Origin of the sequence: Streptomyces sp. NPDC051109, assembly GCF_044455885.1 — a bacterium.
Lineage (GTDB): Bacteria > Actinomycetota > Actinomycetes > Streptomycetales > Streptomycetaceae > Streptomyces.
In genome coordinates this window covers 19,762-37,318 of sequence record NZ_JBITFF010000022.1, presented here as the reverse complement: position 1 = coordinate 37,318, position 17,557 = coordinate 19,762, and the positions used below count along the sequence as shown (strand labels likewise).

Below are 17,557 nucleotides of genomic sequence, written 5' to 3'. Positions count from 1 at the left end.
TGCGCGGCGCCCCTCCCCCGGTCCGGGAGACCCGGTCAGAGCTTCTTGGCGGTCTTCGGAGCCTCGGCGTCCGCCGCCCCGGCGTCCTCGGCCGCTTCGGCGGAAGCGGCCTCGGCCTTGACGGTCTCGACGTCGGTCACGGCCCCGGCCCCGGCGTCCGCCTTCGGCTCGGATTCCCCGTCCTCGGGGTCCTTCGCCTCGGCGGCGCCGTCCTTCGCCTCGTCCTTGGCCGCGTCCTTCGCGTCGTCGTTGTCCGCGTCCTTGGCCTCGTCCTTGGTCGCGGGGTCGGACGCCGCGGGCCCGCGGTCCGGTTCCACGACCTCCTCGCGGCCCGGCCGCAGCTTCGCGGACAGCACGAGGTAGACCACGGCCAGGATGAAGACCACGATCGAGGTCCACACGTTCAGCCGGACGCCGAGGATGTGGTGGGCCTCGTCGACCCGCATGTACTCGATCCAGCCGCGGCCCACGCAGTACGCGGCGACGTAGAGGGCGAACGCCCGGCCGTGGCCGAGCTTGAAGCGGCGGTCCGCCCAGATCACGAGCGCCGCGACGCCGAGGCACCACAGCGACTCGTACAGGAAGGTCGGGTGGTAGGTGCCGGCGACCCGGTTGGGGCCGTCGCTGATCTCGACGGCCCAGGGCAGGTCGGTGGCCCGCCCGTACAGCTCCTGGTTGAACCAGTTGCCCCAGCGGCCGCAGGCCTGGGCCAGCGCGATGCCGGGGGCCAGGGCGTCGGCCCAGGCCGGCAGCGGGATGCCGCGCAGGCGGCAGCCGATCCAGGCGCCCACCGCGCCCAGCGCGATGGCGCCCCAGATGCCGAGGCCGCCCTCCCAGATCTTGAAGGCGTCGACCCAGTTGCGGCCCTCGCCGAAGTACAGCTGGTAGTCGGTGATCACGTGGTAGAGGCGACCGCCGACCAGGCCGAACGGCACGGCCCACACGGCGATGTCCGCGACCGTGCCCGGCTTTCCGCCGCGCGCGATCCACCGCTTGTTGCCGAGCCAGACGGCGACGAAGACGCCGATGATGATGCAGAACGCGTAGCCGCGCAGCGGGATCGGTCCGAGATGGATCACGCCGGTCGACGGGCTGGGGATATAGGCAAGGTTCATGGCAGAGCCGACGCTACCCTGCCGGGCGGTACGGACCGCAACCCGCCCGGCAACCTGGCGCCAAATCGAGACGGGCCCCGGGCGCGTCCGCCGACCAGGGCCGGGCCCGGCCCGCCCGGCCCTGACCCGCCCGGCACCGCCTAATCCTCGCCGGCCCCCTTGGCGACCCCGGCCGAGCCGGCCCGCGATCCCGTCCCGGTGGAGGAGGACTTCGCCACGGCCGAGGAAGAGGCCGACGGCGCTCCGGATCCCGTCGTCTTCGCCCCCTTCGCGGAGGCGCTCGGCGAGGCGGAGTGCGACGGGGAGGCAGAGGCGGACGGCGAGGACGAGGCGCTACCGCCGCCCGTGCCCTTCGCGGCGGCCTCGACCTGCTCCTTGAGCTTCTGCGGGGTCACCGGGTTGGCCTGGTCGGCGAAGATGTCCTTGCCGTTCAGCAGCACGCTCGGGGTGCCCCGGAACTTCCCGGCGCGGAAGGCCTCGTAGGACTTGCCCACCCAGCTGTTGTGCGTCCCGTCCTCGACGCACTTGCGGAACTCCGGGGTGACCAGACCGTCCACCTTGCCGGCCAGCTCCAGCAGCTTGGCGTTGTTCCCGTATGCGTCGTCCGTCTCCTGCGGCTGGTTCTCGAACAGGACGTCGTGGTAGGCGGGGAACTTCCCGGCGTCCTGCGCGCAGGCGGCCGCGTTGGCGCCCTTCAGCGAGCCGCTGCCGCCCATGTTCCCGTCGATCAGGGTGACCAGGTGGTAGTCGACCTTCAGCAGGCCCTTGGCCTCCAGCTCGTGGATCGTGTCCCGGTAGTTGGTCTCGAAGGACTTGCACGCCGGGCAGCGGAAGTCCTCCCACACCGTCAGCGTGGACTTGGCCTCGGGCTTGCCGGCCTGGATGGCGAGCGCGTCCTTGCCGGTGGCCCCGGAGGGGGCCGTCACCGGGCCTCCGGCCGCGGACTTGTCGCCCTTGCCGGTGTTGGCCGCGATCAGGCCGACGACGGCCGCCAGGCCGAGGACGCCGACCACCGCCGACGCCACGACGATGGTCCGCCGCCGCTTCTCCCTCTTCTTCTCGCGCTCGCGCTCCACCTGGAGCCGCTCGCGGGCCGATCGTTTCGCATCGCGGTTCGCACCGTCGTTCTTCTCGCTCACGTTCGGCCAAACGAAGCGGGGAGGCACTCGCGTGCCTCCCCGCTCCCACTTCCACCCGATCGGGCTACAGAACCCGTTCAGGGGTTCGCTCCGCCGATCGAACGCACGGGTCCGCCGGCTCGTCAGCTCCTGCGGACGCCTTCCGCGAGCTCGCCCGCCAGCGCCCGTACGGCGGCCAGCCCGGCCGGCAGGTCCGGCGCGTCCAGCAGCAGCTTCACGAAGGCCGAGCCGACGATCACCCCGTCGGCGAAGCCCGCGACCTCCTTGGCCTGCACGGCGTTGGAGACGCCGAGGCCCACGCAGACCGGGATCTCGGTGGTGGCACGCGTACGGCGGACCAGCTCCTGGGCCTCGTTGCCGACCGATTCGCGGGTGCCGGTGACGCCCATCAGCGAGGCGGCGTACACGAAGCCGGAACCGGCGGCCGTGATGGTCGCCAGGCGCTCGTCCTTGCTGCTCGGAGCGACGACGAAGACGGTCGCCAGACCGTGCTTGTCGGCCTGCTCGCGCCACGGCGCGGACTCCTGGACCGGCAGGTCGGGCAGGATGCAGCCCGCGCCGCCCGCCGCGGCGAGTTCGGTGGCGAACCGCTCCACGCCGTAGCGGTCGATGGGGTTCCAGTACGTCATCACCAGGACCGGCGCCCCGGTCGCCGCGTGGGCCTCGCGCACGGTGCGCAGCACGTCGGCGATCTTGACGCCGCCGCGCAGGGCGATGTCGTCGGCGGTCTGGATGACCGCGCCGTCCAGGACCGGGTCGCTGTGCGGGAGGCCGACCTCGACCACGTCCGCGCCGCCCGCGATGACGGCCTTGACGGCCTCGATGCCGCCGTCGACGGTCGGGAAGCCGGCCGGCAGGTAGGCGACGAGGGCCGCCCGGTCCTCGGACTTCGCCTTGGCGAGGGTGTCGCTCAGCAGCTGGATGTTCCCCGTGCTCACTTGGTCTCCCCCTCGCCGTCGTACAGCCCGAAGTAGCGGGCCGCCGTGTCCATGTCCTTGTCGCCGCGGCCGGACAGGTTGACCACGATCAGCCCGTCCTTGCCCAGCTCCTTGCCGAGGTCGAGGGCGCCCGCCAGCGCGTGCGCCGACTCGATCGCCGGGATGATGCCCTCGGTGCGGGAGAGCAGGCGCAGGGCCTGCATCGCGGCGTCGTCGGTGACGGCGCGGTACTCGCCGCGCCCGCTGTCCTTGAGGTAGGAGTGCTCCGGGCCGATGCCCGGGTAGTCCAGGCCGGCCGAGATCGAGTACGGCTCGGTGATCTGGCCCTCCTCGTCCTGGAGGACGTAGGAGCGGGAGCCGTGCAGGATCCCCGGCTCGCCGGCGGTCAGCGTGGCCGCGTGCTCGCCGGTCTCGACCCCGTGCCCGGCGGGCTCGAAGCCGACGAGGCGGACCCCGGTGTCCGGGATGAAGGCGTGGAAGAGGCCGATGGCGTTGGAGCCGCCGCCGACGCAGGCCGCGACGGCGTCGGGCAGCCGGCCGGCGCGCTCCAGGATCTGGCGGCGGGCCTCGACGCCGATGACCCGGTGGAAGTCGCGGACCATGGCCGGGAAAGGGTGCGGGCCCGCGACGGTGCCGAACAGGTAGTGGGTGCGGTCCACGTTGGCGACCCAGTCGCGGAACGCCTCGTTGATGGCGTCCTTGAGGGTCCGGGAGCCGGACTTCACGGCGATGACCTCGGCGCCCAGCATCCGCATCCGGGCCACGTTCAGGGCCTGGCGCTGGGTGTCGATCTCGCCCATGTAGACGGTGCACTCAAGGCCGAACAGGGCGCAGGCGGTGGCGGTGGCCACGCCGTGCTGGCCGGCTCCGGTCTCGGCGATGACGCGGGTCTTGCCCATGCGCTTGGTGAGCAGCGCCTGTCCCAGCACGTTGTTGATCTTGTGCGAGCCGGTGTGGTTGAGGTCCTCGCGCTTGAGGAAGATCCGGGCGCCGCCGGCGTGCTCGGCGAACCGCGGCACCTCGGTGAGGGCGCTGGGCCGGCCGGTGTAGTTGACCATCAGGTCGTTGAGCTCGGCCGCGAAGGCCGGGTCGCCCTTGGCCTTCTCGTACTCGACGGCGACCTCGTCCACGGCGGCGACGAGCGCCTCCGGGATGAACTTGCCGCCGAAGTCGCCGAAGTAACCCTCGGCGTTGGGGACGTGACCCTCCGGGTCCGGAATGAAGAACGAGCTGCTGGACATGCCCAGTACTCCTACGGGTGCGATGGGATGGGTGCACCGTATTGCGCCGCGGGCCCGCCGCACGCGCACCCCGCTGCGGGGGTGGGGGTGCGTACGGGCGCAGCGGCCCGCGCCCGGAGCCGGCGGCCCGGGGCTGCGGACCGTGAGCGAACACCGCCGGGGGCGGTACGCCGCCGCCGTCGGGACGGTGGCGTCAGGCGTACCGGGCCCGGGCGGCCCTCGTCACAGCGCGCCTGCGGTGCGCCATCGCATGCCGTTGACCTGACCGGGCTCGGAGCCGATCACGTACCTGACCCGCCGCCCGTGCACCCGCCGGGCCGGGGCGCGGCAGCCGCGGGGGCGGCAGCCGCGCGCCAGGGGCGCGTACGCCGTCGGCACGCCGAGCGGACCGCGGCGAGCTGCCTGCGGCACGTGCTGCGTGCGGACGGAGGGGCGGTCGGTGGCCATGGGACGGGTCAGCTCCGCCCGTGGCGCAGGGCGGGGTGGGCGCCGGCGGCGACGAGGTCGGCCACGGCCGCCTTCGGGTCGCGTCCGGTGACCAGGGACTCCCCGACGAGGACGGCGTCGGCGCCCTCGTTGGCGTAGGCGATCAGGTCGTGCGGCCCGCGGATGCCGGACTCGGCAACCTTGACGATGTGGGCCGGGATCTCGCCGACGACGCGCTCGAAGGTGGAGCGGTCGACCTTGAGGTCCTTGAGGTTGCGGGCGTTGACGCCGATGATCTTGGCGCCGGCCGCAACCGCGCGCTCGACCTCGTCCTCGTCGTGGACCTCGACGAGCGGGGTGAGGCCGATGGACTCGGCCCGCTCGATCAGGGAGACGAGGGCCTCCTGCTCCAGGGCCGCGACGATCAGCAGCACGAGGTCGGCGCCGTAGGCGCGGGCCTCCCACAGCTGGTACGCCGTGACGATGAAGTCCTTGCGCAGGATCGGGATGTCCACGCGTGCGCGGACGGCCTCCAGGTCGGCCAGCGAACCGCCGAAACGGCGCTGCTCGGTGAGGACGGAGATGACCGCCGCACCGCCCGCCTCGTAGTCGGCGGCGAGTCCTGCCGGATCCGCGATCGCGGCCAGCGCGCCCTTGGAGGGGCTGGAGCGCTTGACCTCGCAGATCACCTTGACGCCGTCGCCGCGCAGGGCCGCGACGCCGTCCTTGGCCTGGGGCGCCTTGGCGGCACGCTCCTTGAGCTCGTCGAGGCTCACGCGGGCCTGCCGTTCGGCAAGGTCTTCGCGGACCCCTTCGATGATCTCGTCGAGCACACTCACGCGAGCGGCCCCCTTCCGGGTCGATGACGGTCGGCCGCCTTGCAGACACGTACAACTGCAAGGTCAGCAATCAAATGGTATCCGCAGGAGGCCTTGCCCTCCGCACGCGGTTGACGGCGTCCCATGGAATGGACATTCGGAATCCGGGATTCATAAGGGAATCCCCCGGTCCTCACGGGGCCAGTGCGGCTCCGAACGGCAGGTTTCGGACCACCGCGAAGACCAGGGCCAGTACCCCGATGACCCACCAGTGCGGCCGCCGCAGGGCAAAGCGCGGGGTCGGACCGCCGCGACACGCGCGAACAAGCCAAAGAATCATGAAGCCGGCGAAGACGAAGTAGCCGACGACGGCCAGGGCATTTGCCCCCAAAGCGGCGATCAGGTCGCCCTGGGCGAACGCGTGCGCGCTGCGCAGACCACCGCATCCGGGGCACAGGATTCCGGTCAGGCGAAATAGCGGGCAGACCGGATAGTGGCCGGGTTCATTGGGATCCACGGTGCCCACGTACGCAAACGCCAGGGCCGCCGCGGCCAGCGTGAGCCCCGGCGCGGCCAGCCGCCGGGCCCGGCTCTGGGCGGGCGCGGGCTGCCCGGGCGCGGGCTGCCCGGGCGGCTGCGCGGGCACGGCGTAGGGGCTGCGAGGGGCGTCCACGCGCTGATTCTCTCCGCTCATGACAAAAGGCGCAGCCCAACGGGGCCGCGCCTTTCGAAACCGTTCACCGGCACCGACCGGTCAGACCTTGGCGGCGGCCTTGTTGGCGGCGATGACCACGGCCAGGTCCTGGTGGGCGGCCTTCGGCGCACCCATGCCCGCGGCCTTCATCGCCAGGCCGACCACACCGCCGAGCGCGACGACGACGAGACCCGCCCAGAACCCGATCGGGTTGGCGATCACCATGAAGGCGCCGGAGATGCAGAAACCGATGAAGGCGATGATGACACCGGTCCAGGCGGCCGGGGTGTGTCCGTGGTTAGTGCCCGCCATGAGTTGCTCCTCGTTTGCTCTGTCGCGGTGCTGATCAGAAATGCTCGGTGCTCATTGTCCCGCACGGGGCGCGGTGCATGGTCAGCGGGTCGGGTCCTCACCGCGGTCCAGGGCCTTCCACAGGTCCTCGGGCCGGTCGGGGTCCACCGCCGCCGGTTTGCGGCTGCGGGGGCTGCCGTCCCGCTCGTAGCGCCCGCCCATCGCGGGCCAGCCGCTGCCGAACCGCAGCGCCAGCAGTCCGGCGACGAGGATCAGGGCCGCGCCGGCGGCCGTGACGTACGGCCAGGCCGTATGGGTCAGCGCCGCCACGTGCGCCGCGGTGTCCGCCGTCGTACGGGCGGCCTGCGCGTCCAGCGCCTGCCGGTCGTCGGCGGCCAGTACGGCGGCCAGGGCCGCGCCCAGGCCGCTCAGCGCGAGCAGCCCGGAGACCAGCAGCCGGCTCCTGCCGCGTACGGCGAACACGGCCACCAGGGCCGCGAGGCCCACGATGGCCAGGGCCGCCGGCAGGCCGGTGACGGCCCGCCCGTCCACGGTCAGCGGCAGCGAGCCGCCCCCCACGGCGGCGGTGCCCCGGGCCCAGACGCGGCCGGAGGCGAGCAGGACGACGGTGGCGCCGAGCGCGCCGAGCAGCAGGGCGACGGCCACGCTGCGGCGGCCGCCGCGACCGTCCGGGGCCTCGGGGGCGGCGGCGTCGGTTCGGGGTGGGGGTACGGCACTCACGTACCCACTATCCCCTACGCGCTCACGCGCCGTTCAGCCGGTTCGCCGCTCCCACCGCGCGCAGCACGGCGGCGGCCTTGTTGCGGCACTCCCGGTCCTCCAGCTCGGGCACGGAATCCGCGACGACTCCGGCGCCCGCCTGGACGTAGGCCGTGCCGTCGCGCAGCAGCGCCGTGCGGATGGCGATGGCCGTGTCGGAGTCCCCGGCGAAGTCGAGGTAGCCCACGCAGCCGCCGTACAGGCCGCGCCGGGAGGGCTCCAGCTCCTCGATGATCTGCATGGCGCGCGGCTTGGGCGCGCCCGAGAGGGTGCCCGCCGGGAAGCAGGCGGTCAGCACGTCGAAGGCGGTCCGGCCCTCGGCGACCCGGCCGGTGACGGTGGAGACGATGTGCATGACGTGCGAGTACCGCTCGATCGACATGAAGTCGACGACCTCGACCGATCCCGGCTCGCAGACCCGGCCCAGGTCGTTGCGGCCCAGGTCCACGAGCATCAGGTGCTCGGCGCGCTCCTTGGGGTCGGCCAGCAGCTCCTCGGCGAGCTCGTGGTCCTCCTGCGGGGTGGCCCCGCGGTGGCGGGTGCCGGCGATCGGGTGGACCATGGCCCGCCCGTCCTCGACCTTGACCAGGGCCTCGGGGCTGGACCCGACGACGTCGAAGCCGTTCTCGAAGCGGAACAGGTACATGTACGGGGACGGGTTGGTGGCCCGCAGCACCCGGTAGACGTCCAGCGCGGAGGCGGCGCAGGGGGTCTCGAACCGCTGCGAGGGCACCACCTGGAAGGCCTCGCCGGCCCGGATGCGCTCCTTGATGTCCTCGACGGCCTCCTGGTACTTCTCCCCGCCCCACAGCGCCGAGAACTCCGGCAGTTCGGAGGCGGGCAGCGGGGTGGGCGTGTACGGGGCGGGCCGCGCGAGGTCTGCCTCCATCGCGTCGAGCCGGGCCACCGCGTCCGCGTACGCCTCGTCCACCCCCGTGTCGAGGTCGTTGTGGTTGATGGCGTTGGCGATGAGCTGGACCGTGCCGTCCCAGTGGTCCATGACCGCCAGGTCGGAGGTGAGCAGCATGGTCAGCTCGGGCAGCCGCAGGTCGTCGGCGGTGTGCTCGCCGATGCGCTCCAGGCGGCGCACGATGTCGTAGCCGAGGTAGCCGACCATGCCGCCGGTGAAGGGCGGCATCCCGGCGGCGAGGTCGCGGGGGGTGTGCAGGGCCTGGACGGTGGCGCGCAGGGCTTCGAGCGGGTCGCCGTCGGTCGGGACGCCGACGGGCGGGGTCCCGATCCAGTGCGCGCGGCCGTCGCGGACGGTCAGCGTGGAGGCGCTGCGGACGCCGACGAAGGAGTAGCGGGACCAGGAGCGGCCGTTCTCGGCGGACTCCAGGAGGAAGGTGCCCGGGCGTTCGGCGGCCAGCTTGCGGTAGAGCCCGACGGGGGTGTCGCCGTCGGCCAGCAGCTTGCGGCTCACGGGGATGACGCGGCGGTCCGCCGCGAGCTTGCGGAACGTCTCAAGATCCATGGGGTGGGACCCTATCTACCTATTCGGCCAGCGGAAGGACATCGGCGTCGAAGCACGTACGCGCGCCCGTGTGGCAGGCGGCGCCCACCTGGTCGACCTTGACGAGGAGGGTGTCGGCGTCGCAGTCGAGGGCCACGGACTTCACGTGCTGGAAGTGGCCGGACGTGTCCCCCTTCACCCAGTACTCCTGGCGGCTGCGGGACCAGTACGTGCAGCGGCCGGTGGTCAGGGTGCGGTGCAGGGCCTCGTCGTCCATCCAGCCGAGCATGAGCACCTCACCGGTGTCGTACTGCTGGGCGATGGCCGGGACCAGGCCGTCGGCGGAGCGCTTGAGCCGGGCGGCGATGGCGGGATCGAGGGAGGACGTACTCATGGGGGCCATTGTGCCGCGCCCGGACGGCCGCGGGAGATCACCGTCCGCCTGATGAGCGGGCAAAGCACGGCTTCCGGTCGTATGGTGGCCCCCATGTCTACCCATGCGAAGCGCGAACGCCTGCTGCTGGCGGACCTGTTGGAAGCGGCGGGGCCGGAGGCGCCCACGCTGTGCGACGGCTGGCGGGCCCGGGAACTGGCGGCGCACGTGGTGGTCCGGGAGCGCCGCCCGGACGCGGCGGGCGGCCTGCTGCTCAACGTCCTGAAGGACCGGCTGGACAAGGCGATGGCCGAGTACACGGCCAAGCCGTACGAGGAACTGATCCAGCTGATCCGCACCGGCCCGCCGAAGATGTCCCTCTACGCGGTGAAGCAGATCGACGAGGCGGCCAACGCGGTGGAGTTCTACGTCCACTCCGAGGACGTACGGCGCGCCCAGCCCGACTGGTCGCCGCGCACGCTGGACCCGGTGTTCTCGGACTCCCTGTGGGCGCGCCTGGAGAAGCTGGCCCGGCTGACGGGCCGCCGCTCACCGGTGGGCCTGGTGCTGCGCCGCCCGAACGGCCAGACGGCGGTGGCGCACAAGGGCACCCCGGTGGTGACGGTCACCGGCGAGCCCGGCGAGCTGACCCTCTTCTGCTTCGGCCGCCAGGACGCGGCCGCGGTGGAGCTGGACGGCCCGAAGGAGGCCGTCGCCAAGCTGACGGTGGCCAAGCTCGGCATTTGATCCTCCCCGGTGCCCGGAGCCCGGCCGGCCCCTTGCGGGCCGGCCGGGCTCCGGGCGGCCGGCGTCGGACCCCGTCCGCCGGCCAGGGCGTCAGCGGACCGGGTGGCCCGCCTCGCGCAGGGCTCCCTTGACCTGGCCGATCCGCAGGTCGCCGAAGTGGAACACCGAGGCGGCGAGCACCGCGTCGGCGCCGGCCGCGATCGCCGGGGCGAAGTGCTCCAGCCGCCCGGCGCCGCCCGAGGCGATCACCGGGACCGTGACGTGCTTGCGCACGGCCGCGATCATCTCGGTGTCGTACCCGTCCTTCGTGCCGTCCGCGTCCATCGAGTTCAGCAGGATCTCCCCGGCGCCCAGCTCGGCCGCCCGGTGCGCCCACTCGATCGCGTCCATTCCGGTGCCCTGGCGGCCGCCGTGCGTGGTGACCTCGAAGGAGCCGGCGGCGGTGCGCCGGGCGTCCACGGACAGCACGAGCACCTGCCGCCCGAAGCGCTCCGCGATCTCCCGGATCAGCTCGGGCCGCGCGATGGCGGCGGTGTTCACGCCGACCTTGTCCGCACCGGCCCGCAGCAGCCTGTCCACGTCCTGCGCGGTGCGGACGCCGCCGCCCACGGTCAGCGGGATGAACACCTGCTCGGCGGTCCGCCGCACCACGTCGTACGTGGTCTCGCGGTTCCCGGACGACGCGGTGATGTCGAGGAAGGTCAGCTCGTCGGCGCCCTCGGCGTCGTACAGCTTGGCCATCTCCACCGGGTCGCCGGCGTCCCGCAGGTTCTGGAAGTTGACGCCCTTGACGACGCGGCCGTTGTCCACGTCGAGGCAGGGGATCACTCGTACGGCGAGGGTCATGCGGATGCCTCCTGCACCGGGCCGTACGCCTCGACCTCGACCTCGACGACCATGCTGGGGTCGACGAAGCCGGAAACGATGATCATCGATGCGGCGGGGCGGACGGCGTCGAACAGCTGCTTGTGGGCGCGGCCCACGTCGTCCACGTCCCGGGCGTGCGTGAGGTACATCCGGGTGCGGACCACGTGCTCGGGGCCGAGACCGGCCTGGGCGAGGGCCTTGAAGGCGACGCCGAAGGCGCCCATGGCCTGGTCGTACGGGCCGTTGGCGTCGGCGGCGGTGCAGCCGGAGACCAGCACGAGGCCGTTCGGGAGCTGCACGGCGCGCGAGTAGCCGATGACGTCCTCGTAGGCGCCGCCGGAGGAGATGCGGCGTACGTCGGTGCTCATGCGGAGACCACCTTCAGGGCTTCTTCCAGGGTGAAGGCCTTCGCGTACAGGGCCTTGCCGACGATCGCGCCCTCGACGCCCAGCGGCACCAGCCCGGCCAGCGCCCGCAGGTCGTCCAGCGAGGAGATGCCTCCGGAGGCCACGACCGGCCGGTCGGTGGCGGCGCAGACGTTCTTCAACAGCTCCAGGTTGGGGCCGGTCAGCGTGCCGTCCTTGCCGATGTCGGTGACGACGTACCGGGCGCAGCCCTCGGAGTCCAGGCGCGCGAGGGTCTCGTAGAGGTCCCCGCCCTCGCTGGTCCAGCCGCGGCCCTTGAGCGTCGTACCGCGTACGTCGAGCCCGACCGCGATCTTGTCGCCGTGCTCGGCGATGGCCTTGGCGGCCCACTCGGGGGTCTCCAGGGCGGCGGTGCCGAGGTTGACGCGGGTGCAGCCGGTGGCGAGGGCCGCGGCGAGCGAGGCGTCGTCGCGGATGCCGCCGGACAGCTCGACCTTGATGTCCATGGCGCCGGTGATCTCGGCGACGAGCGCACGGTTGTCACCGGTGCCGAAGGCGGCGTCGAGGTCGACGAGGTGGAGCCACTCGGCGCCGGAGGCCTGCCAGGCGAGGGCGGCCTGGAGCGGGGACCCGTAGGAGGTCTCGCTGCCGGACACCCCGTGCACGAGGCGGACGGCCTGGCCGTCGCGGACGTCGACGGCGGGCAGCAGTTCGAGCTTGCTGGCGGTCATCAGAGGGTCTCGATCCAGTTGGTGAGGAGCTGGGCTCCGGCGTCGCCGGACTTCTCGGGGTGGAACTGGGTCGCCCACAGTGCCCCGTTCTCCACCGCCGCGACGAAGGGCTCGCCGTGGGTGGCCCAGGTGACCTTCGGGGCGCGGATCACCGGGTTGGTGACCTCCAGGCTCCAGCCGCGCACCGCGTACGAGTGCACGAAGTAGAACCGGGCCTCGTCGTCCAGGCCCTTGAATGCCTGGCTGTCGGCCGGGGCGTCCACGGTGTTCCAGCCCATGTGGGGCACGACCGGGGCGCGCAGCGGCTCGACGGTGCCGGGCCACTCGTCGAGGCCCTCCGTCTCCACGCCGTGCTCGATGCCGCGTTCGAAGAGGATCTGCATGCCGACGCAGATGCCCATGACGGGCCGCCCGCCGGAGAGCCGGCGGCCGATGATCCAGTCGCCGCGGACGTCCTTGAGCCCCTGCATGCAGGCCGAGAAGGCCCCGACGCCGGGCACGAGCAGCCCGTCGGCGTCCATGGCCTTGTCGTAGTCGCGGGTGATCTCGACGTCCGCCCCGACCCGCGCCAGCGCGCGCTCGGCGGAACGTACGTTTCCGAAGCCGTAGTCGAAGACCACGACCGTCTTGGTCGGACGGGCTGCGCTCATTCCCAAATCCCCTGGATCCGCAGGACTCCGGCGGCGAGGCACATCGCGGAGCCGATGGCGAGCAGGATGACGACCGATGCGGGCATCTTCTGCTTCTGGAAGGAGTAGACGCCGCCGGCCAGGAAGAGGCCGACGACGATCAGGATGGTGTTCAGGCCGTTCACGGCTAGAGGGCGCCCTTCGTGGAGGGCAGGATTCCGGCGGCGCGCGGGTCGAACTCGGCGGCGTAGCGCAGGGCCCGGGCCAGGGCCTTGAACTGGCACTCCACGATGTGGTGGGCGTTGCGGCCGTACGGGACGTGGATGTGCAGGGCGATCTGGGCCTGCGCGACGAAGGACTCGAAGATGTGCCGGGTCATCGTCGTGTCGTACGCGCCGATCATCGGCGCCATGTTCTCGGGCTCGGTGTGCACGAGGTACGGGCGGCCGGACAGGTCGACGGTCACCTGGGCGAGGGACTCGTCGAGCGGCACGGTGCAGTTGCCGAAGCGGTAGATGCCGACCTTGTCGCCGAGGGCCTGCTTGAAGGCGGCGCCGAGCGCGAGCGCGGTGTCCTCGATGGTGTGGTGGCTGTCGATGTGCAGGTCGCCGTCCGTCTTGACCGTGAGGTCGAAGAGGCCGTGGCGGCCGAGCTGGTCGAGCATGTGGTCGTAGAAGCCCACGCCCGTCGAGACGTCGACCTTGCCGGTGCCGTCGAGGTTTATCTCGACGAGGACCGAGGTCTCCTTCGTGGTCCGTTCGACCCGTCCGATGCGGCTCATGCGTGCTGCTCCTTCTTCAGTGCGCGAACCGCTTCCAGGAACGCGTCGTTCTCGGCCGGGGTGCCGGCGGTGACCCGCAGCCAGCCCGGTACGCCGTTGTCCCTGACCAGGACACCCTGGTCGAGGATCTTCTGCCAGGCGGTGTGCGAGTCCTCGAACTTCCCGAACTGGATGAAGTTCGCGTCGGACTCGGTGACCTCGTAGCCGGCGGCCCGCAGTTCGGTCACCAGGCGGTCCCGCTCGGCCTTGAGCTGTTCGACGTAGCCGAGCAGGGTGTCGGTGTGCTCCAGGGCGGCCAGCGCGGTCGCCTGGGTGACGGCCGACAGGTGGTACGGCAGGCGTACGAGCTGGACGGCGTCGACCACGGCCGGGTGCGCGGCCAGGTAGCCCAGGCGCAGCCCGGCGGCGCCGAAGGCCTTGGACATGGTCCGGGAGACCACCAGGTTCGGCCGGCCCTCGATCAGCGGCAGGAGCGAGTCCCGGTGGCTGAACTCCACGTACGCCTCGTCCACGACGACCAGGGAGGGCTTGGCCGCCTGCGCGGCCTCGTAGAGCGCGAGGACGGTCTCCGCCTCGACCGCGGTACCCGTGGGGTTGTTGGGCGAGGTGATGAAGACGACGTCGGGTGCGTTCTCGGCGATGGCCTGCTCGGCCGCCTCCAGATCGATGGTGAAGTCCTCGCGGCGCGGGCCGGAGATCCAGCCCGTGCCGGTGCCGCGCGCGATCAGCGCGTGCATGGAGTACGAGGGCTCGAAACCGATCGCGGTGCGCCCGGGCCCGCCGAAGGTCTGCAGCAGCTGCTGGATGACCTCGTTGGAGCCGTTCGCGGCCCACACGTTCTCCCGCGCGACCGGGTGCTTGCCGGTGCGGGTGAGGTACGCGGCCAGCTCGGTCCGCAGCTCGACCGCGTCCCGGTCGGGGTAGCGGTTGAGCGTGCGGGCGGCCTCGGCGACGCGCTCGGCGATGCGCCGGACCAGCGCCTCGGGGAGCTCGTACGGGTTCTCGTTGGTGTTCAGCTGGACGGGCACGTCGAGCTGCGGGGCGCCGTACGGGGTCTTGCCGCGCAGTTCGTCCCGGATGGGGAGGTCGTCGATTCCGAAGCTCACCGGGTCGGCACCTTCCAGCCGAAGCGCGCCTTGAGGGCCGCGCCGTGCGCCGGCAGGTCCTCGGCCTCGGCCAGCGTCACCACGTGGTGGGTGACCTCGGCCAGGGCGTCGCGCGTGTAGTCGACGATGTGGATGCCGCGCAGGAAGGACTGCACGGACAGGCCGGAGGAGTGGCAGGCGCAGCCGCCGGTGGGCAGCACGTGGTTCGACCCGGCGCAGTAGTCGCCGAGGGAGACCGGCGCCCAGGGGCCGACGAAGATCGCGCCGGCGTTCCGTACGCGGGCGGCCCAGGCCGCGGCGTCGGCGGTCTGGATCTCCAGGTGCTCGGCGCCGTACGCGTCGACGACCTTGAGGCCGTCCTCCAGGCTGTCGACCAGGACGATCGCGGACTGCTTGCCGGCGAGGGCGGGCTTGATCCGGTCCTCGACGTGCTTGGTGGCCGCGACCTGCGGCTCCAGCTCCTTCTCGACGGCGTCCGCGAGCTCCGCGGAGTCCGTGACGAGCACGGCGGCGGCCAGCGGGTCGTGCTCGGCCTGGCTGATCAGGTCGGCGGCGACGTGCACCGGGTCCGCCGTGGAGTCCGCGAGGACCGCGATCTCGGTGGGGCCGGCCTCGGTGTCGATGCCGATCTTCCCGGTGAAGTAGCGCTTGGCGGCGGCCACCCAGATGTTGCCGGGGCCGGTCACCATGTTGACCGGCAGGCAGTCCTCCGTGCCGTACGCGAACATCGCGACGGCCACGGCCCCGCCGGCCGCGTACACCTCGTCCACGCCGAGGAGCGCGCAGGCGGCGAGGATCGTCGGGTGCGGCAGCCCGCCGAACTCCTTCTGCGGCGGGGACGCGAGCGCGATCGACTCGACGCCCGCCTCCTGTGCCGGTACGACGTTCATGACGACGGAGGACGGGTACACGGAGCGGCCGCCCGGGGCGTACAGGCCCACGCGCTCGACCGGAACCCACTTCTCGGTCACGGTTCCGCCGGGGACCACCTGGGTGGTGTGCTCGCTGCGGCGCTGCTCGCGGTGGACGATCCGGGCACGCCGGATCGACTCCTCCAGCGCGGCGCGGACGGCCGGGTCGAGCTCGGCGAGGGCGGTCTTGAGGGCCTCCGCGGGCACCCTGACCTGCTCCAGCGTGACGCCGTCGAACTTCTGCGCGTACTCGATCAACGCCGCCGTTCCGCGATGATGGACGTCCTCGCAGATGGGCCGCACCTTCTCCAGGGCGGCTTCCACGTCGAACTCGGCACGGGGCAGCAGATCGCGCAGGGCGCCGCCCTCGGGGAGGGCGTCACCGCGCAGGTCGATACGAGAGATCACCTCCCAATTCTCTCAGACCGTCTCCCGCCACCGTTCGCCCGTATCACTGGCTGATACACGCCGCGCTGTCACCGGCGCCCACTAGCGTTCCCCTACACGTATCCACAGCGGAGGGGGGGCCGCCATGGCGGAGCCACGGGCGGGCGAGGAGCCCGCGGATCTCACCGATCCCGAACGCCGCATGTGGCAGGCGTACCGGACGGGCAGCCTGTGCGATCTGAGCGCCCGCGCCGCCAACGAGGACGATCCGCACGACAGCGGGCGGATCTGGGGCTCCGGGCGCAGCGTCCGCGCCCAGGTGGTGGCGCTGCTGCTGCTCCACGGGCCGCCGCCGGTGCCGGGCCGGGTGGCCTCGCTGAAGCTGCGCGGCGTGCGGATCACGGGGCGGCTTGACCTGTCCGGCGGGACCGTACAGCCGTACGTCGAACTCCAGTCCTGTCGCTTCGACAGTGAGATCCAGCTGTCCGAGACCCGGTTCATCACCCTGCGCCTGGTCAACTGCGCGATACCGCGGCTGGACGCCTCCCGGCTGCACACCGAGGGCGATCTGCACCTGCCGCGCTGCCGCGTCGCCCGCGGGATCCGGCTGACCGACGCCCAGATCGGCACCGACCTGCTGATCAGCCAGGCCGTGGTGCGGCGGGACAGCAAGGGGCGGGCCATCGCCGCGGACGGGATGTCGGTCGCCCAGGACTTCCAGGGCGAGCTGCTGGAGACGGACGGCGAGGTGAGCCTGCGCGGCGCGAAGGTCGGCGTGTCGATGAACCTGCGCGGGGCCCGGCTGCGCAATCCGCACGGGCGGCGCGCGCTGAACGCCCCGCAGCTGACCGTCGAGCGGACCCTGTACCTGACCTCGATCGCCCTCGACTACGTCCCCGGCGACTCGGGCTCCTCCACTCCCCCGTACGGGCTCGGTCAGACGCCCACGCGCGGGCAGCGGGCCCAGCGCTTCGAGTGCCGGGGCGGGCTGCGCCTGGACGACGGCCGCTTCGGCGACGCGGTCGACTTCTACGGCGCCCGGTTCGTCCTCACCGAGGAGCAGGAGGTCTCGCTGCGCCGGATCCAGACCCCGGAGCTGCGGTTCGTCGGGGAGCGGCCGGAGCGGGGGCGGGTGGTGCTGTCGGGGGCGAAGGTGGTCAAGCTGGTCGACACCTCCACCAGCTGGCCCGGCCCCGGCGGGGTGTCGATGGAGGGGTTCGTGTACGAGAACCTCGCGCCCCGCGGCCACTTCCCGCTGGCGCGCCGGCTGGACTGGGTGGCGGCGGCCACGCCCGAGTACTCGCCGGAGCCGTACGAGCGGCTGGCCTCCGTACTGCGCGCCAGCGGCGAGGACGCGGACGCCCGCGAGGTGCTGCTGGCCAAGCAGCGCCGGCGCCGGGCCACGCTGCCGCCTGCGCTCAAGGCCTGGGGGTACCTCCAGGACTGGACGGTGGCGTACGGGTACCGCCCCGGGCGGGCCGCGCTGTGGATGGCGGTGCTGTGGGCGGCGGGCGCCCTGCTCTTCTTCGGGCACCAGCCGCCCCCGATCAAAGCGGACGAGCACCCGCACTGGGACCCGGCGCTCTACGCCCTGGACCTGCTGCTCCCCGTGATCGATCTCGGACAGGACGGCCAGTGGGACGTGGAGGGCGGCTGGCAGTGGGGTTCGGCGGCGCTGGTCCTGCTGGGCTGGACCCTGGCGACGACGGTGGCGGCGGGAGCCTCGCGGCTGCTGCGGCGGGGGTGACCGGGAGGAGCGCGAACA

At 72.4% G+C, this 17,557-nt stretch carries 20 protein-coding genes and 1 pseudogene; 2 read left to right on the top strand and 19 right to left on the bottom strand.

The window, feature by feature from the left end:
• Positions 1 to 35: 35 nt before the first annotated feature.
• The 11 genes and pseudogenes from lgt to hisI form a co-directional block, all read right to left on the bottom strand.
• On the bottom strand, positions 36 to 1,115 hold the full coding sequence (gene lgt / locus ACIBAD_RS30690) for a prolipoprotein diacylglyceryl transferase (protein ID WP_398909887.1): 1,080 nt from the start codon (positions 1,113 to 1,115) through the stop codon (positions 36 to 38).
• Between the two features lie 347 nt (positions 1,116 to 1,462).
• Positions 1,463 to 2,254 (bottom strand): annotated as a pseudogene (locus ACIBAD_RS30685) (thioredoxin domain-containing protein); the annotation flags it as partial.
• Between the two features lie 122 nt (positions 2,255 to 2,376).
• Positions 2,377 to 3,192, bottom strand: a complete 816-nt coding sequence (trpA, locus tag ACIBAD_RS30680; RefSeq protein ID WP_134075032.1) for a tryptophan synthase subunit alpha — start codon at positions 3,190 to 3,192, stop codon at positions 2,377 to 2,379.
• Complete coding sequence (trpB, locus tag ACIBAD_RS30675) at positions 3,189 to 4,433, bottom strand: tryptophan synthase subunit beta (protein ID WP_134075033.1); 1,245 nt, start codon at positions 4,431 to 4,433, stop codon at positions 3,189 to 3,191. Before trpB ends, trpA begins: the two co-directional genes overlap by 4 nt.
• 222 nt (positions 4,434 to 4,655) lie before the next feature.
• Positions 4,656 to 4,880, bottom strand: coding sequence for a tryptophan biosynthesis modulator TrpM (trpM, locus tag ACIBAD_RS30670; RefSeq protein ID WP_398909885.1), 225 nt, complete (start codon positions 4,878 to 4,880; stop codon positions 4,656 to 4,658).
• Between the two features lie 8 nt (positions 4,881 to 4,888).
• The gene (gene trpC, locus ACIBAD_RS30665; RefSeq protein ID WP_134075034.1) at positions 4,889 to 5,698 is read right to left on the bottom strand and encodes an indole-3-glycerol phosphate synthase TrpC; all 810 of its coding nucleotides are present in this window, start codon (positions 5,696 to 5,698) and stop codon (positions 4,889 to 4,891) included.
• A gap of 172 nt (positions 5,699 to 5,870) precedes the next feature.
• Positions 5,871 to 6,371 (bottom strand): DUF2752 domain-containing protein, encoded by a 501-nt coding sequence (locus ACIBAD_RS30660; protein WP_134075035.1) that lies wholly within the window; start codon positions 6,369 to 6,371, stop codon positions 5,871 to 5,873.
• 60 nt (positions 6,372 to 6,431) lie between these two features.
• Complete coding sequence (locus ACIBAD_RS30655; protein WP_134075036.1) at positions 6,432 to 6,683, bottom strand: HGxxPAAW family protein; 252 nt, start codon at positions 6,681 to 6,683, stop codon at positions 6,432 to 6,434.
• Between the two features lie 81 nt (positions 6,684 to 6,764).
• A complete protein-coding gene (locus tag ACIBAD_RS30650) occupies positions 6,765 to 7,403 on the bottom strand; it encodes a TIGR02234 family membrane protein (protein WP_398909882.1) in 639 nt (212 codons plus the stop codon).
• 22 nt (positions 7,404 to 7,425) lie between these two features.
• On the bottom strand, positions 7,426 to 8,916 hold the full coding sequence (locus tag ACIBAD_RS30645) for an anthranilate synthase component I (RefSeq protein ID WP_398909880.1): 1,491 nt from the start codon (positions 8,914 to 8,916) through the stop codon (positions 7,426 to 7,428).
• Positions 8,917 to 8,935: 19 nt separating this feature from the next.
• Positions 8,936 to 9,298 carry a phosphoribosyl-AMP cyclohydrolase gene (gene hisI / locus ACIBAD_RS30640; RefSeq protein ID WP_053786912.1) on the bottom strand — a complete coding sequence of 121 codons (363 nt, stop codon included), beginning with the start codon at positions 9,296 to 9,298 and terminating at the stop codon, positions 8,936 to 8,938.
• 84 nt (positions 9,299 to 9,382) lie between these two features.
• On the opposite strand from hisI, the gene ACIBAD_RS30635 reads away from it, so the two are divergent.
• Positions 9,383 to 10,015, top strand: coding sequence for a TIGR03085 family metal-binding protein (locus ACIBAD_RS30635; protein WP_134075039.1), 633 nt, complete (start codon positions 9,383 to 9,385; stop codon positions 10,013 to 10,015).
• A 90-nt stretch (positions 10,016 to 10,105) separates the two neighbouring features.
• Here ACIBAD_RS30635 and hisF read toward each other — a convergent pair whose 3' ends face one another.
• Genes hisF through hisD form a run of 8 tightly spaced genes read right to left on the bottom strand, consistent with a single transcriptional unit; the run spans position 10,106 to position 15,813 of the window.
• Positions 10,106 to 10,861 carry an imidazole glycerol phosphate synthase subunit HisF gene (gene hisF / locus ACIBAD_RS30630; RefSeq protein ID WP_134075040.1) on the bottom strand — a complete coding sequence of 252 codons (756 nt, stop codon included), beginning with the start codon at positions 10,859 to 10,861 and terminating at the stop codon, positions 10,106 to 10,108.
• Positions 10,858 to 11,250, bottom strand: a complete 393-nt coding sequence (locus ACIBAD_RS30625; RefSeq protein ID WP_134075041.1) for a RidA family protein — start codon at positions 11,248 to 11,250, stop codon at positions 10,858 to 10,860. Before ACIBAD_RS30625 ends, hisF begins: the two co-directional genes overlap by 4 nt.
• Positions 11,247 to 11,978 carry a bifunctional 1-(5-phosphoribosyl)-5-((5-phosphoribosylamino)methylideneamino)imidazole-4-carboxamide isomerase/phosphoribosylanthranilate isomerase PriA gene (gene priA, locus ACIBAD_RS30620; RefSeq protein ID WP_134075042.1) on the bottom strand — a complete coding sequence of 244 codons (732 nt, stop codon included), beginning with the start codon at positions 11,976 to 11,978 and terminating at the stop codon, positions 11,247 to 11,249. Before priA ends, ACIBAD_RS30625 begins: the two co-directional genes overlap by 4 nt.
• Positions 11,978 to 12,628 (bottom strand): imidazole glycerol phosphate synthase subunit HisH, encoded by a 651-nt coding sequence (hisH, locus tag ACIBAD_RS30615; protein ID WP_134075043.1) that lies wholly within the window; start codon positions 12,626 to 12,628, stop codon positions 11,978 to 11,980. Before hisH ends, priA begins: the two co-directional genes overlap by 1 nt.
• Positions 12,625 to 12,792 (bottom strand): hypothetical protein, encoded by a 168-nt coding sequence (locus ACIBAD_RS30610; RefSeq protein WP_030155934.1) that lies wholly within the window; start codon positions 12,790 to 12,792, stop codon positions 12,625 to 12,627. The genes hisH and ACIBAD_RS30610 overlap by 4 nt, the downstream gene beginning before the upstream one ends.
• 2 nt (positions 12,793 to 12,794) lie before the next feature.
• Complete coding sequence (gene hisB, locus ACIBAD_RS30605) at positions 12,795 to 13,388, bottom strand: imidazoleglycerol-phosphate dehydratase HisB (protein WP_099893196.1); 594 nt, start codon at positions 13,386 to 13,388, stop codon at positions 12,795 to 12,797.
• Complete coding sequence (locus tag ACIBAD_RS30600; RefSeq protein WP_134075044.1) at positions 13,385 to 14,494, bottom strand: histidinol-phosphate transaminase; 1,110 nt, start codon at positions 14,492 to 14,494, stop codon at positions 13,385 to 13,387. Before ACIBAD_RS30600 ends, hisB begins: the two co-directional genes overlap by 4 nt.
• A complete protein-coding gene (hisD, locus tag ACIBAD_RS30595) occupies positions 14,491 to 15,813 on the bottom strand; it encodes a histidinol dehydrogenase (RefSeq protein WP_134075045.1) in 1,323 nt (440 codons plus the stop codon). The genes ACIBAD_RS30600 and hisD overlap by 4 nt, the downstream gene beginning before the upstream one ends.
• A gap of 124 nt (positions 15,814 to 15,937) precedes the next feature.
• Between hisD and ACIBAD_RS30590 the strand changes: the two genes are divergently transcribed.
• Positions 15,938 to 17,539 carry an oxidoreductase gene (locus tag ACIBAD_RS30590; protein ID WP_398909875.1) on the top strand — a complete coding sequence of 534 codons (1,602 nt, stop codon included), beginning with the start codon at positions 15,938 to 15,940 and terminating at the stop codon, positions 17,537 to 17,539.
• Positions 17,540 to 17,557 lie beyond the last annotated feature (18 nt).